Origin of the sequence: Micromonospora sp. NPDC005087 (assembly GCF_042872965.1) — a bacterium.
In the GTDB taxonomy this organism is placed as follows: domain Bacteria; phylum Actinomycetota; class Actinomycetes; order Mycobacteriales; family Micromonosporaceae; genus Micromonospora.
This window is the reverse complement of record NZ_JBIALB010000012.1, coordinates 12,245-27,021: the sequence shown is the minus strand read 5'-3', so window position 1 is coordinate 27,021 and position 14,777 is coordinate 12,245. Positions and strand designations below refer to the sequence as shown.

The 14,777-nt window shown below is 71.7% G+C and carries 8 protein-coding genes; 3 read left to right on the top strand and 5 right to left on the bottom strand.

All coding sequences use genetic code 11. The annotated features are described in order from the left end of the window. Position 1: 1 nt before the first annotated feature. Positions 2–6,595, top strand: a complete 6,594-nt coding sequence (locus ACFYPS_RS24975; protein ID WP_387327660.1) for an SNF2-related protein — start codon at positions 2–4, stop codon at positions 6,593–6,595. 40 nt (positions 6,596–6,635) lie between these two features. Here ACFYPS_RS24975 and ACFYPS_RS24970 read toward each other — a convergent pair whose 3' ends face one another. The 5 genes from ACFYPS_RS24970 to ACFYPS_RS24950 all read right to left on the bottom strand — a co-directional run bounded on the left by ACFYPS_RS24970 (position 6,636) and on the right by ACFYPS_RS24950 (position 11,514). Continuing rightward, entirely contained in the window at positions 6,636–7,034 is a 399-nt protein-coding gene (locus ACFYPS_RS24970) for a DUF4190 domain-containing protein (protein WP_387327270.1), read from the bottom strand. A 30-nt stretch (positions 7,035–7,064) separates the two neighbouring features. After that, on the bottom strand, positions 7,065–7,454 hold the full coding sequence (locus tag ACFYPS_RS24965; protein ID WP_387327267.1) for a hypothetical protein: 390 nt from the start codon (positions 7,452–7,454) through the stop codon (positions 7,065–7,067). After that, entirely contained in the window at positions 7,451–9,904 is a 2,454-nt protein-coding gene (locus ACFYPS_RS24960; RefSeq protein ID WP_387327264.1) for an AAA family ATPase, read from the bottom strand. The genes ACFYPS_RS24965 and ACFYPS_RS24960 overlap by 4 nt, the downstream gene beginning before the upstream one ends. 106 nt (positions 9,905–10,010) lie before the next feature. Continuing rightward, positions 10,011–10,910 (bottom strand): hypothetical protein, encoded by a 900-nt coding sequence (locus ACFYPS_RS24955; RefSeq protein WP_387327262.1) that lies wholly within the window; start codon positions 10,908–10,910, stop codon positions 10,011–10,013. Positions 10,911–10,992: 82 nt separating this feature from the next. Further along, positions 10,993–11,514, bottom strand: coding sequence for a DUF4352 domain-containing protein (locus tag ACFYPS_RS24950; protein WP_387327259.1), 522 nt, complete (start codon positions 11,512–11,514; stop codon positions 10,993–10,995). A 102-nt stretch (positions 11,515–11,616) separates the two neighbouring features. Here ACFYPS_RS24950 and ACFYPS_RS24945 point away from each other — a divergent pair, with 102 nt between their 5' ends. After that, a complete protein-coding gene (locus ACFYPS_RS24945) occupies positions 11,617–13,521 on the top strand; it encodes an N-6 DNA methylase (protein ID WP_387327257.1) in 1,905 nt (634 codons plus the stop codon). 184 nt (positions 13,522–13,705) lie between these two features. Further along, positions 13,706–14,770 carry a serine/threonine-protein kinase gene (locus ACFYPS_RS24940; protein WP_387327254.1) on the top strand — a complete coding sequence of 355 codons (1,065 nt, stop codon included), beginning with the start codon at positions 13,706–13,708 and terminating at the stop codon, positions 14,768–14,770. Positions 14,771–14,777: the final 7 nt, after the last annotated feature.

Sequence of the window (14,777 nt, the reverse complement as noted above, 5' to 3'; positions counted from 1 at the left end):
GATGGCAAGTGTCGAGAAGGTCATCAACGCCGAGATGTTGGAGAGCGGCGAAGTTTCTCTCGGCCCGGTCGAGAGCGCCCGTCTGGGCCTGGCGAACCACTCGCTGGACCTGACCCTGGTGGTGGAGGAGGAGTCCCTGCCGGTGGCCTGGGTCGCGGGTCGTCGACGGCTCCTCGGCGAGACGCTGGCCGAGTACCTGCAGGACACCGGCCGGATCGGCGGTCTGCTGAGGCTGGAGCGCCGGGGAAGTGAGGCCATCCGGCTCGTCGTGCTCGCGCCGGGGGCCCGGCTGTCCGTGACCCCACGCCTGCCTGGTACAGCCGCGACACCCGGTGCGACGCCGGTCGCCCTGGGCGCCGCCGCCGCGCGCAGTAGCACCCGCAGGGAGCGGCGCGGAAGCACCGGGGGCCGCTACCGGTTGCGCCAGCGCGAGGAGTACGCCTGGCAGGGCGACATCGGCTTCCTCCTCAGCGCTCGCACGCACATGACCGGCGCCCTGCACAACCGGGGGTGGGATCCCGCCGACGCTGTGCGGATGCGGCTTGAGGGAGAGCGCCTCGCCACTCTCGACCAGTTCGACGAACTGCTCGCCATCGACGCCGCACACATCGAACACATGCCGCACCAGGAAGCCGCGGCCCGCACCGTGCTGACCCGGATGGGTGGTCGCGGCATCCTCGCTGACGAGGTGGGCCTCGGCAAGACCGTCGAGGCCGGCCTCGTCCTCAAGGAGCTGATGCTGCGTGGCCTCGCACAGCGCGTGCTGATCATCTGCCCGGCACCGCTGCGGGACCAGTGGCGCGACGAGCTGCGGGAGAAGTTCGACGAGGACTTCACGGTGGTCGCCAGCGGGCAGGACGCCCGGGCCTTCACGCAGGACCGGATCATCATGACCCTGCAACTGGTGCTGCGGAACGTTGAGCGTCTGGGCGAGGGCTTCGACCTGGTGATCGTGGACGAGGCGCACCGTCTCGCGGGCGCCGGTGCCCGCAAGACCCGGGAGATCATCGGAGAGCTGGTCGCCAAGGCTCCCCGGGTCCTGTTCCTCTCCGCCACTCCGGTGCAGAACAACCTGCTTGAGCTCTACCGCCTCGTGGAATTGCTCCGACCGGGCACCTTCGACTCCGAACGCGACTTCGCCCGCCGGTTCGTCGACGGCCACGACCCGCGCAAGCCGGTCAACGCCGCGGAGCTGCGCAAGCTGATCAGCAGCGTGGTCGTCCGCACCACCCGCCAGCAGGCCGGCGTCGACAGGGTGCACCGGATGCCCCCTCAGGATCACGGGGTGCAGTTGACCCTCCCCGAACGCCAGCTCTACGACCTGCTGCTGCACACCCTGCGGCACCGGATGACGGGCCCCGGCGACACCATGCGGCGACGCCAACTCGCCCTGCGGCTCACCGCCTCGCCCCAGGCGGTCTCCCGCAGCGCCCTGCGGATGGCCGAGCGTGAGGGGGACCGAGGGCTCAAGCAGACCCTGACCGAGATCGGTCATCTCGCCGGCGACATCCGGCACACCTCCCGCGAACAGGTCGCTCTGAACGTCGTCCGCCAGTGGCTTGACGCACATGGCCGCGTCCTGGTCTTCACCCAGCACACCGACACGCTCGGCGGCATCCTGCGACTGCTCGACGCCGACGGCATCACCGCGGCGCCGTTCCACGGCGGCATGAGCCACGCGGCTCGCAGCGCCTCGGTCGCCGAATTCAAGTCGGGACGCGCGCAGGTCCTCGTCTCCACCGACGCTGGAGCCGAGGGACAGAACCTGCAGGTCAGCAACTGCGTGCTCAACTACGATCTGCCATGGAATCCGATGCGTGTCGAGCAGCGCATTGGCCGGGTCCACCGGCTGACCCAGACCCGCGATGTCCATATCGCCAACCTCTTCGCCCGCAACACCCTCGACGAGTCCGTCTACCGGCTCCTGCACGACAAACTCGCCATGTTCGAGCTGCTCTTCGGGCAGGTCGTGACCGTCCTCGGCGAGCTGGAGGGCACGCAGGACTCCAGCATGGAGCACAGGGTGCTGCAGGCGTTGTACGCCAACAGCGACGCCACCATGCAGCGCCGGCTAGATGAGCTGGGCAGCCAACTCGAACACGCCCGCAGCCGAGCCATGACCATGATGGCCGCGGACGCGGGGCTCAGCGACTGGCTTGCCCAACGTCAGGAGGAACGGCGCAAGCGTGAGGCTCAGCCGCAGGCCCGTGAACTGCTGCCGCAACTCGCGGAGCGCCCGCGCCGCCGGCAGAAGGACCTCGAACAGTTCGTCCGGCGGTTCCTGGAGCTGGCGGGGGCGACCCTGACCCACCCCTCAGAGGGGTTCACCATCGCCTCGCTGCCGCCGGACCTCGCCGCCGCTTTCGGCGGCCGTACCGAACTCTTCCTCGCCTTCACCAACGCCGCGCTGGACCATCACCCCGAGGCGCAGCTCTGCGTCGTCGGCTCGGAGCTCTTCGACGAGCTGCTGGAGGTTCTGCGGGATCGGGGTGACCTGGCCGGGACCGTGGCGGTGCTGCCGGACCTGCACCAACGCCCGGTGACTCGACACACGGCGGACGTACAGCTGGTCAAGCGGCGGGTGGAGCCCGACGAGAGCTGGTCGGCCCGGGCCACCTACCGGGTGCAGGAGGGCGCCAGCAGCGGCAATCAGCAGCTCATCACCGTCGAGGTCGGCGCCCAGGTACGCGTCGACGAGGACCGCTCGCCCCTGCCCGACGGGGCGCCGATGCCTGCCGCCCTGCCCGAGCGAGCCGTGTTGGACGCTGTCGATCAGCAGGCCGCCGTCCACCTGCGGCAGCACCTGCGGGAGGTACGGCAGGCCGAGGACCGGAGCCGCAAAGAGGCTCAGGAGACCCTGGTCGCAAACCTGGAGAGGCAACTCGGGACGGCGCAGAAGTCCTGGCGCAAGCGCAAGGACACGCAGACGTACCTCCAGCTGATGGAGTGGGAACGGCAGCTCGAACGCGCCATCGAGGCCGCACGGCGGCCGGCTCCTCCGGTGGCCGACACCGAGCTGCGAGCAGAGCTGCTCACCCTGGAAATGCATGGCTCCGACCGGCTCGTGGTCGTGGAGAGCTGGCAGCACGACAGCGGCATCACCCGGGAGATCAGGTACGCGTGGACCGGCAACCTCACCGACCACACTCCAGTCTGCGAGGCGACCGGCGCCGCGCTGAACACGCTCGCCCTGTGCGGTGGTGCGCACGTCGTCGACGGCGAGGCGTTGCACGGCTGCCAGGTGTGCGCGACCGACTGGTGCGGCGCCTGCGGACCGACCCGCGTCTTGCAGGCCTGCGCCGGCTGCGGCCGCGAAGCCTGCGCCACCTGCCGGCACAGCGGAGCGCTGTGCACCGGCTGCGCTCGGCCGCACCGCGCCACCGAACTGGACACCGACTACGAGCATGGCTGGCGACTGGGCGGTCAGGCTTACCTGCTCGTCGGTGACCGGCACGCCGTCGTCGTCGACGAGCACGGCAACCGCAGCACCGTGGTGCCCGACCGGGACGTTCTCGACCCGGTCCGGACCCGGCTACGCGGCCTCGCCGCCCGGCTGCAGCTGCCGGTCGGGACGGGTCTGGTGGCCGCCACGCCGCCGGTGGCCGCCGCCGACCTGACGGTCGGAAGCGCGTGGGCCGACGTGCAACCATCGGTCTGGTGGACGTGGCAGGAGCACGCCCGTGCCGACGTCGACGCCAGCGTGGCCGACCTGCTGCCCGACCTGCCCGGCCCCCAGGTCACCGGAGAGGGCGCTGCCGGTCTCAGCGCCCTGCTCGCCGACCTCCGCCGGCGTGGCTCGGCACCCGTACCACCAGCGGTGGCAGCGGTTCCCTTCGCTGTGGTGCGACGTGTCGACCTCGTGGACGGGCAGTTCCACTACCGGGAGCTGTGGCACGACGGCGACCGTCCGCCACTGCTCGCCGAGTCGGACACCGCATCACTGAGCCCCAGCCGGCACGACGTCGAACCCCACTGCCGACCGATCGCCGGCACCACCGTCGGCCCGGTGGGTGTGGAGATCGACGGGCTGCACCGCTCGTACGTGTGCCTGCTGACCGACGGCAGCCACAGCAGCACCCTGTTCGTACCCGGCGTACCCGGCGCCACCCTCGCCGCCGAGGAGCAACTGGCCCGTCTGGTCTCGGCCGCGGGCCTGCCGCCCGCGCGAGCCGTGGTACGGCACCCATGGGAGCCACCGCCCGCAGCCGAGCTGCGATACAGCACGCCGGCCGACGGCGTGGAGGTGGTGCGCCGCCCCGTCACGTCCCGGACCCTGCTCACCGAGGGCGACGGCGAGCCTGAGATCACCGCGGTCTCCACCCAGGCGATCTCCACGGCGTTCGCCGGAGCCGCACGGGCCGAGTCCCCGCAGCTGTGCGCCGTCCTGGCCGGGATGGACGAGCCGCTGACTCCTGTGCCGATCGGGCAGTACGTGACCGTGGAGGAGCGCTGGCGCTCTCCCTACGGATCAGCGACCCGGCGCTACCTGGTCGCGCCGGCGGCCCCGCTGGACTCCCGACTGCCAACAGGACACATCCTCGTCCAGCCCGGTGCGGTGCTCGCCGCCACGCTGACGGACGGCACCGTCACCGACGGCGAGGTTTCGGTCGACAGCCATGGCCACCTCTTCGCACACGAACGCAGCGCCATCTGCCCGGTGTGCGACCACCTCTACGGTCCCTGCTGCGGAGACGACGGAACCGTCATCGACTGCTCGTCCTGTGAACGACCGGCATGCGGCGTATGCCGATCCAAGGACCCATCTTTGGTTGCGCGGACCCGGTGTGAACGGTGCGGCGATCGATCCTGTGGAGACTGCGCGCGGCATCTGCCGGTCCGCCCGTGCGAGCTCTGCAACAGGACGGTCTGCGCTGCGTGCGGGCCGGGTCCGCTCTGTCTGACCTGCGCCCAACTGAAGCCCGCCACTGTCGAGCAGCGCTCGCAACTGCCCGCGGAGTTGCACGCGGACGGGCTGATTGTCCTCACCGGACGTGATCCGCACGGCACGGTTGCGGTGCTGCGCGGCGCACACCGCAGCGAGGTAGCGGTCATCGGACCATCAGGGCTTGAACACTGGGAAACCGCGACTGCCGACGACCCGGAAGTGCTGCGGCTTCGGCTGAGGGGGGCGGAGCTCGGGGGCAGCGGGGACGTCGCTCTCCGCACGGTGGCCGGCCGGATGACGCCGGTTCCTCCGGATTGGCTGGTGCTCAGCCACGATGCGGGCACGACGTTCCAATGGCTGGTGCAGACTGATGGTCAGCGTCGTGCCGGCAACGCGCCCTCGTTGGCCACAATGCCCTCTGCCAGTGGCCTGGATCTGGAGCTTCGCGCCGACCTTGCCGACGCCTTCGGCGAGAAGGAACCGCCGACACCCATTCCGGCGTCCGCACCGGCGGCCCGACGCAAGCCGATCCGCCAAGCCGCGGCCGACGTCGCGACGCCGCCGGCGCGGACGGTAGGGGTCGCCTGCCGCCAGCACACCGCCGTGACGGTGGCCGTCACCGCACGCGGCCTCGTTCGGCGGCGGGCGCTCGGTAGTCAGATCATCGAGGAGACGGCCGACTGGCAGTTTCCTGATGCGGACGCGCCGTGGGTGCATGCCGGTTGGCGTCCGGCACCCGAGGTGATCGTCACCGCCGAGCTCGACGGCTGGACGGTGGTGATCGCGGCCGTCGGACACCACACGTCACTCGGCGTCCGCCATCGCGGTGATCAGCCCACCTGGTATCAGGTGACCGAGGACAGCGCGCTTGACCTGCTGCGTGGCGCGCTCGGCGTCGAGCTGCTCGGGGAGCACACGTTGGTGTCGCTCGCCGCGCACACGTCGGTACGGGACCTGCGTGGGCCGACCCTCCTGGGCGCCACCCCGCTTGCTCGGCGTGCCAGCCGGCAGGTCACCCGACTGCCCTTCGGTCAGCCCCGCCGGGCCACGATGTCCCCGTCCGCCGCCGTCGCGGCCGTCATGCCGGACACCACACCCACATCGCCTGCCGCCGGTGCACAGATACCGGCCGCGTTGCTGACCGAACTACGTCAGCAGGCAATGAGCCGCCGGGTCAGCGAGGTGGACCTGACCGTGGGCCTGAACGTGGAGGAGGAATGGCGACTCGCCAACGGCGACACCATGGCCGTCGCGTACCAGCTCGTGGCCGGGGAGACCGTCGGGTACCTCAGCGACGCCGTGACCGGCGAGCCGCTGCACCAGGCGAGCGTCTGTCGGCTGCACCACCTGGTGCGGCAGGTGGAGGTGTGCGCCACCTGCCTCACCGCCACCTGCCCCGCCTGCCCCGACCCCGTCAAGCCGTGTGTCCTCTGCGGTGGTCGGCTCTGCGGCCGGTGCGTGGCCTCGACCGACGGCCGCTGCCCGGCCTGCGTTCAGCTGCGCAAGGTGAAGTTGCTGGATCGTGGCCGATTCGGAGTGTCGCTGCGCGGTGCGGCATGGCACGGGGTGGGGCCGCATGCCCAGGTAACCCTGCGGCGGGACAAGGGCCGATGGTCGTTGGAGCGGTGGGACAACGCTGGCCGGATTGCGGCGCCTCTCGACGGCGACCGTCTGCTGATTATCCGCCAGATGATCGGCGACGCCGAGTGAGATGGCGGGCGCGAGGTCGCGCTGGGCGTGCGGCCTCGGTTCACGGGCTGGGCGTGGTCGACGGGGTCACCGCGCCGATCAGTCCGCCGAAGAAGACCATGACCGTGAGCATGATCATGGGGGCGACGAAGACGTACCCGAGGACCAGGCCGGCGACCGCCATGCCGCGCCCGGACTTGGAGTTGTTGCGGGTGTCGTGCAGGCCGACGTGGCCGAGGACGACGGCGAGCAGGCACGGCACCCCGAACAGGCACCACCCGCCGAGCACGCCGAGAATTCCGAACACCAGCGACGTCACGGCCAGGCTGGAGGTGGGTGGGCCGTGCACGACGATGTGCGCCGGCGGGTACCCGATCGGCGGGTACGGGCCGGGGCTGGCCGGCAGGGCCGATGCCGGCAACGCGGGCCGGTGGGGGTCATAGCCGGGGTGGTAGCTCATGGTCACTCCTGTACGGGTGGGTAGGTCGGGTCATCGCTGGTCGAGTCGGGCGAGCAGCGCGTTCACCTCGGTGTGCAGCCGGCGCAGCTCCGCGGCCGTCGGCGCCAGCTCGTAGCAGTGGTGGTGCGCGGCGGTCGAGAGCGTGGCCCACGCGTACGCCACCCGCCGGGCGATCTCCGCGCCCGGCCCGAGCCGGCCGCGCAGCATCAGCTGCTTGGCTCGGCCCTGCCGGCAGGCCGCGACGGTCGGCTTGACCCGCCGCCAGTAGGCGTCGATGCCGCCTTCCAGGGCCAGCCGGATCAGACAGGCGCAGGCCCGAGGCCACCAGCCGCCGGGAACAGCGACGGCCCCCAGCAGGCCGGAGCCGCGCAGCAACTGGTCGGCCGCCGCCAGGCAGCGCTGCGGCGACGGCGCGGTCACCGCAGCGCCCCCGCCAGGAAGCGGGCGTCCGCGACCAGGCCCGGCAGGTCCGCCAGGTACGCGCCGTGCACGCCTTCCCGGCACGCCTCGTACGCGTCCACCGCCCTCCGGCCGTGCCGACGGCCCAGCTGGTTGCGCACGTCACCGCCCCGATCGGCGTCGTCGAACAGCGCCAACGCGACGATGGTGGCCAGCCGACGCGACGCGGCCTCGATGGCAGCCTCGATGTCGTCGTGCGGGACACCCCGCGCGACCCGTACCCGCCAGACCACCCGATGGCAGGCCGCCTCCACCGCCGAGCGGCACAGCTCCGCCACCACCGGCCCCCGCACCTCGGCGGGGATCTCCTCGTTGCGCGACAGCGCGTGAGCGTCGTCCAGATACCGGCTCACCGGGTCCGAGCCCGGCCGCAGCGTCACCACCGACCGCTCCGCACGGTGCACCTCGACGATGCGGGCATCACCGAGGCCCAGCCGGGTGACCGCCTCGGGCAGGCGGGTGTCGTGGGTGAACACCACCACCTGCCGCTGCTCGGCCAGCTCGGCGAGCACCCGCGCGAGACCATCCACCTTCGACGGGTCCATGCTCTGCACCGGGTCGTCGACCACGATGAACCGGAACGGGCTCTCCGGGGCGCAGCTGCGCGGCAGGAAGGTGGCCAGCCCGAGCGCCTGCATCTCACCCTGACTCATCACACCCAGCGCGGTGCCGTTGTCGGCGCCGTCCACGCTGACCGGGAAGACCACCCGCCGCCGGGTGTTCGCGCCTTCGAGCGTCATCGCCCCCAACTCGACGTTGCTCTCCTGCCGCAACTGAGCCCAGATCCGCTGCGAGTGCCCGGCGAACGGAGCCACCCGCTCGTTGCGAATCTCCGTACCGGCGTCCTTCAGCCAGCCACGCGCGGCCTTTAACCGGGCCAGGGTGGCCTCCCGCGCCGGCAACCCGCCGGCTGCGGCCACCCACTCGCGCACCTCGGCCGCCGCCGCCCGCCAGCCGGTGTCGCGCTGCCGCAGAAACCCCTCCGCGTACGAACGCGCCGCGTCCGCCGCCGCCACCACCGCCGGGTACCGCGCGGCCAGGTGGTCGGCCAGGTCGGCCGGCTTCCCGGGTACGCCCCGCAGCGCGGCCACGGCGTCGCGCAGCGCCCCAACCGGCGGCTCCGACCCGGAACCCTCCGGCACCGCGAGATCATCGATCAGGTGCTGCGCCTGCCGCAGCAGAGCCGTGAGCCGGGTCGACGCCGTCTGAGCGGCGACACTGCGCTGCCGCAGGTCGGTCAGCGACTGCGCGGCGGCGGTACGCCACCCACCGTCGAGGGTGCCGGTGGCGCAGACCGGGCACGATCCATCGCCCTGGTCCTCGTGATGTTCGAGGGCGAGGCGGAGCAGTTCGGCGCTGCGCAGCGCGGCCCGGGACCGGCCGCCGTCGTACCGCAGGGCCTCGACCGCCGCCTCCCGCAGCTGACCGGCCAGCCGGGTCACCTCGTCGACCGGCGGCGGAGCGAGGGCGGCGAGTTCCCGGCAGAGCAGCACCGCCCGGTCGGTGGTCGCCTCGTCGGGCTCGTCGAGGATCGCCGTCACCGCCGCCAGGTCGACCGCGCCCCGGCCGCGTAGCAGCGCGGCGGTCCGCCGGGCCCGGTCGTCGGTGATTCCCGACAGCGCGTCGGCCAGGGCGGTGCGCTGTGCGCGTACCTCCTTGATGGTGGTGTCGTGCGGCCGGGCGGCGCGCAGCAGACGCTGGTCGGCGTCGGTGAGCGCGTCCAGGCCGAGGATCGCGAACAGCGCGTCGAAGAGCTGGCTCTGCGTGCCGGCGGCGAGCTTGCCCAGCTCGGCGGCGGTGAGGAACGGCCGGTACAGCTCCAGCGGGCGGGCCAGACCCAGCTCGGACAGGCCACTGTGCCGGCCACGGGCGCTGGTGACGGTCACCTCGGCGTCGGCCAGCTCGGCCCCGACCGGCCAGGCGCGGTGCACCCTGGTTGGCGTGGCCACCCCGTCGACCCGCAGCTCCACGCCGACCCAGCACGGATCCGGGTTGTGCAGGTTGCGCCACCCCGTACGCCAGACGCTGGTCTTGTCGGCCCAGCGGGCGCTGTCGCCGGTGAGGGCGAGTTCGAGGGCCTCGGCGAAGCTGGACTTGCCGGAGCCGTTGCGGCCGACGACCAGGGTGAGGCCCGGACCGGGGTCGATCTGGAGGGTCCGTTCCGGGCCGACGCCGCGGAAACCGGCGACGGTCACCGACTTCAGCCAGATCCGGTCCGCCGGTCCGTCGCCGGTGGATGAGCGCGGGTCGAGACGGGTGGGGGTGCCGGCGAGGGCGGCGGTCAGGTCGTCCTCGCTGGTCAGCGCGGCGAGGATCAGCTCGGCGGTCTCGGTCGGTACGTCGTCAGCGGCGGCGAGTCGGTCGAAGATCAGCTCGATCAGCGGTGCGGTCGGCTGGGGAGGCTCAGTCATGGTCGTCTCCAGGCGTGTGGTGTCCGCGGGTCAACGGCTCGTCGGGGAGCGAGGCGTGGGAAGGAGGTAGGTGCTGGCGCGCTGTCGACCTGATGTCGCAGACGACTCAGGCGGGCGCAATCGTCCAGTTGCCGTCGGCCGTGACCTGTATGAGCGCGGGTGCCGTCAGCGGCCGTACGCCGGAGTAGCCGCCGATCTCGTTGACGAGCAGGCCGCCCTCACCGGACTCGAGGGAGTAGGCGTGCACCGCGAAGTTTGAACGGCCTCGGGAGTGGGTGATCTTCACGGCGGTAGCGTCTCCGCCCAGGACGACGACGTCGTCGCCCTTGCCCGACGCCTTGCCCGAGGTCGCCTTGGTGGCCATCTGGTCGATCGACCCGATCGTCAACGTCCAGCTGCCCGCGGCTTCCACCTCGAACTGGGTCGTGAGCGCGCCATCCTCGAGGTTGATCCACCGCTTGCCGGTGTACGCGCCGATCTCGTTGACCAGCAGTCCCTCGGGGCCGTCGCTGCGCAACACGGTGTTGCTGCTGCAGCGGCAGACGAACTTCACCACGGCCGGGTCGGTCAGCTCGGGGATCCGCACGACGTCGTCGCCCCGCCCCTTGATCACCTTCGGCTTCGGGGCTGGCGGAGTGGTGGTCGGCGCGGCCGTCGTCGGTTCCGCGACGGTGGGGGACACCGTCGGGGCAGTGGCGCTGGGCGCAGCGGTCGTGGGAGTGAGCGTGCTCGGGCTGGCCGAGACCGGGCTGCTTCCGCTGGCCGCCAGTTCCTCGTTGTTGCCGCTCAGCGCGCCGACGACGGCGCCGCCGCAGCACAGGGCGACTACCAGGGCGACACCGCCGACCGCCCAGGCGCGCAGGTGGAATCGCTGGCCCTTCGCCGGCGGGAGCGGCTCCCCGGGCAGGATGTCGCCGGCAGGGCGGGCGGAGGGCGACGCCGCGAGGGGCGGGGCCGACGGCTCAGTGGGTTCGTCGGGCGGCGTCGGGTTGGTCGGATCGGTCATGGCGGTCTCCTCGTGTGAACAGGTGGGCTGTGAACAGCCGGGGCGGATCGTTCAGACCCGCCCCGGTGCTACGGGAGAGTGGTCAGCCGAGGGAGACGTCGACGCCGCCGGAGAAGGGCGAGTCGTGCAGCTCGAGCTTGGCGATCTTGACCTTCTTCGGGATGTCGAAGACGACGACGCCGCTGACCTGGTTGCCGGGGTTGACGTCGTTGAGGAACGTCTCGGCGTTCTTGTTGGCGTAGATCGCGGCGCCGGTGTCGGCGGAGTACTCGGTGCCGTCGGCCGCGTACGCCTTCTGGCTGCTGCCGTCGAACATCTGCGCTTCCTTGCCGATGTTCTTCACGTTGACGGTGACCAGGCAGAACTGGCCCTGCGCCTTCTGGCCGAGCAGGTCGCTGCCGACCTTGGTGACGCCGCACTTGGCGGACTTCACCGTGAACTCGAACTTGCCGTCGCGGGCCGCCTCACCCACCTTGGCGGTCTTCGCCGGGGCGTCCTCGCCCTTGCCGCCGCCGGAGCTCGTGGACGTGTCGGCGGCGCCGGAGCCGCAGCCCAGGGCGATGAGGCCGGTGGCGATCAGAGCGAGAGTGGTGGTCTTGCGCATCGTTGTCCTCCTGATGTGAACGTTGCGGCGTCAATAAGAGCATCGTCCGAGAACGGTGTCAACAGACAATCTCGTGCTTGACAGATGTGCGAGACTTTCGGCGTGCAGGAGAACCCGACCATCACGGCAGCGGAGATCGCCCGGCTCGTCGGCGTCGGTCGCGCTGCGGTCAGCAACTGGCGCAAACGGCACCCCGACTTCCCCGCCCCGGTGGGCGGGACGACGGCGAGCCCGGAGTTCGACCTGATCCAGGTCGAGCAGTGGCTACGCACCCAGGGCAAGCTCCCCGAGCTCGCCACCGCCGACCGGCTCTGGCGACACCTCGCCGCGGCCAGCGACTCCCCAGCCGCAGGGCTCGCGGCCGTCGGCGCGCTGCTGTTGGCCCGTCAGCGCGGCTCCCGAAGCGGTCACCCCGACGCACAGCTCGCGCCGCTGCTGCCCGACGTCGACGCGCTCGCCGACGAGCTGGGCCCACAGGGTGCATTCGACGAGCTGTGGCAGCGGTTCTCCGCACCGGGGCCCGGCCGCCCCTTCGCCACCCCCGACGACCTCGCCGACCTGATGATCGGGCTCGCCAGCGTCGGCGGCGGCTCAGTGCTCGACCCGGCCGCCGGCTCCGGCGCCATCCTGCGAGCCGCCGTCCGCGCGGGCAGCACTTCGGTGTACGGGCAGGAACTCGACGAGGACCTGGCCCGGCTCGCCGGCCTGTGGCTGGCCCTGCACGACGTACCCGGGGAGGTCTGCGCCGGGGACTCACTGCGTGCCGACGCCTTCCCCGGTCGCGCCGTCGACGCCGTCGTCTGCCACCCACCGTTCGGCGTCACCAACTGGGGCGACGAGGAACTTGGCCACGATCCCCGCTGGATCGTCGGCACCACACCCCGTACCGAGCCGGAGTTGGCCTGGGCGCAGCACGCCCTGGCACATCTGCGGGTCGGCGGGCACGCCGTACTGCTGATGCCGCCCACGGTGGCCAGCCGGCGCGCCGGCAAACGGATCCGCGGCGAGCTGCTGCGTCGAGGCCACCTGCGCGCCGTCATCGCGCTCCCACCGGGGGTGGCGGCGCCGCACGGCGTACCGCTGCATCTGTGGGTGCTGCGGCGGGCCGCGGCCGACGCGCCGCCACCGGCGCGGGCGCTGCTGATCGACGCCGCCGGCGGCGACCTGGCCGACACTGCACCGCGCGTGCTGGCCGCGTGGCGGGCCTTCGCCATCGCCCCGGACGCCGACGTCGAGGAAGCCGGCTTCGCCCGCGCGGTCCCGGTCATCGAGCTTCTCGACGAGGAGGTCGACCTCACCCCCGCGCGCCGGCAACCGGCCGTCGGGGGCGAGGCTTCAGGAGAGCATCTGGTACGCACCAGAGAACGGCTGGCCGCCATCGTCGGCGAGCTGCCGGCGCTGCTGCCGCAGGTCACACCCGCGCCTGAGGGGCCAGACGGACTCTTCCTCACGGTGGGCGAGCTGGCGAAGACCGGGGCGCTGCAACTGATCGGCCCCGTCCGCGCCGGCACGTCCACACCCGCACCCGACGGGCCGCCGGTGCTCACCGTGCCGGACGTGCTCGCCGGCTTGGAGGCGTCCGGGCGGGTCGACGACCGGTTCGGGCAGGAGATCCCCCTGGCTGTGGGGGACGTGGTGGTGCCGATGATCGCGCGGCAGCTCATCCCGCGGGTGGTTACCGCCGACGGCGCGCTGTTGGGGCGCAACCTCTACCTGCTGCGACCCAACCCGGCGGCACTGGATCCGTGGTTCCTGGCCGGTCAGCTGCGGACGTCGGCCAACGAGAAGCAGGCGTCGAGTCTTTCGGGAACCATGCGGTTCGACATTCGACGGGCGCAGGTGCGGCGGCTGTCGCTCGACGAGCAACGGGCGCACGGGGACGCGTTCCGGCGCCTCGACGCCTTCGAGTCAGCGATCCGACAGGCCGCCTCGCTGGGAGCGGAGCTTGCCCAACTCACCGCCGACGGCCTGGCCCGGGGAACGATCCGGCCGGACGAGACGCGATGACCGCCGTGCCCAATCGCCCGCCGAGCGACCCGCGTGTCGTCGGATATCAGACGGCGGGCCAGCGCTAACCGCCATTCGGACGCTTCCTCGTTGAAAGTTCAACGTTGTACGGTCATGCGTCCGACCAGCGTCGAGCCGACAGGCAGACGAGCAGTTTGGGTGGGTGTCATCGTGAGGGGGACGAATGACGCTGGGCAGAATCGGCGGCTATGACCTGGTCAGGCCGCTGGGCTCAGGTGGTATGGGCGATGTGTTCTTCGCGGTGTCGCCGACCGCCGAGCGGGTTGCCGTCAAGGTGATCAAGCAGCACCTCATCGAGGCGCCCACGGTGCGCGAGCGGTTCGCCGCCGAGGTCGACAGCCTCAAGCTGGTCTTCGGATCCCGAGTTGCCCGCCTGGAGGGTGCCGACCCCTACGCGAACCCAGCCTGGCTCGCCGTCGAGTACGTCCCCGGGGCCACGCTGCGTCAACATGTCGACGCGCGAGGGCCGCTGCCGCTGCCGTTGGCCGCGATGGCGGGCGCGATGCTCGCCGAAGGTCTCGCCAAGGTGCACCAGGTCAAGCTGCTGCACCGCGATCTCAAACCGCAGAACATCATCCTCGGCCCCGACGGACCCAAGCTCATCGACTTCGGTCTTGCGGTGCTGATCGAGCGGGACGACTACCTGACCGAGCCGGGGGGCCTGGTGGGCACTCCCGCGTACATGTCACCCGAGCAGGTCAAGGGTGAACGGGACCTCACCCCGGCGGTCGACATCTATGCCCTCGCTGCGACGTTGGTCTTCGCCCTCACCGGCCACGGCCTCTACCCGCCGACCAACTCGTGGAACCTGCTGCTGCGCATCAGCGAGCCGGCCGATCTTCCTGATCTCTCCGAGGTGCCGGCCGAGCTGGTGCAGTTGCTCGGCACGATGCTCGCCTTCGACCCCACCGCCCGACCCGGCCTGACCGACGTTCGCGCTCGGCTACTCGCGGTCGCCACCGCCGCCAGCGGCAAGAGCGTCCACGCCCTGCGCCAGGAGGTGGCGGCGCTCACCTACGACGGGGACACCGAGCTGCTGGTTCCGCCAGACCTGGATGATCCGCGGCAGGACCCGGAGGGCGCCGCCGTCATCGAGGCGGACACCGTCCCGGTGCCGGAGACGGCACCTACGAAGGTCGACCCCGAGCGGCCCGCCAACCCCCGCGCTGACGTCACCTGGCTGGTCGACAAGATGCGCCGCCAGTACGCCCGCCGCTCGACCCTGTAGGAAGGCA

What these genes read in the sequence shown, in the direction of transcription:
- ACFYPS_RS24975 (WP_387327660.1), top strand. Translation starts at nt 2, where the DNA reads ATGGCAAGTGTCGAGAAGGTCATCAACGCCGAGATGTTGGAGAGCGGC.
- ACFYPS_RS24970 (WP_387327270.1), bottom strand. Translation starts at nt 7,034, where the DNA reads ATGAGCTACCACCCCGGCTATGACCCCCACCGGCCCGCGTTGCCGGCA.
- ACFYPS_RS24960 (WP_387327264.1), bottom strand. Translation starts at nt 9,904, where the DNA reads ATGACTGAGCCTCCCCAGCCGACCGCACCGCTGATCGAGCTGATCTTC.
- ACFYPS_RS24955 (WP_387327262.1), bottom strand. Translation starts at nt 10,910, where the DNA reads ATGACCGATCCGACCAACCCGACGCCGCCCGACGAACCCACTGAGCCG.
- ACFYPS_RS24950 (WP_387327259.1), bottom strand. Translation starts at nt 11,514, where the DNA reads ATGCGCAAGACCACCACTCTCGCTCTGATCGCCACCGGCCTCATCGCC.
- ACFYPS_RS24940 (WP_387327254.1), top strand. Translation starts at nt 13,706, where the DNA reads ATGACGCTGGGCAGAATCGGCGGCTATGACCTGGTCAGGCCGCTGGGC.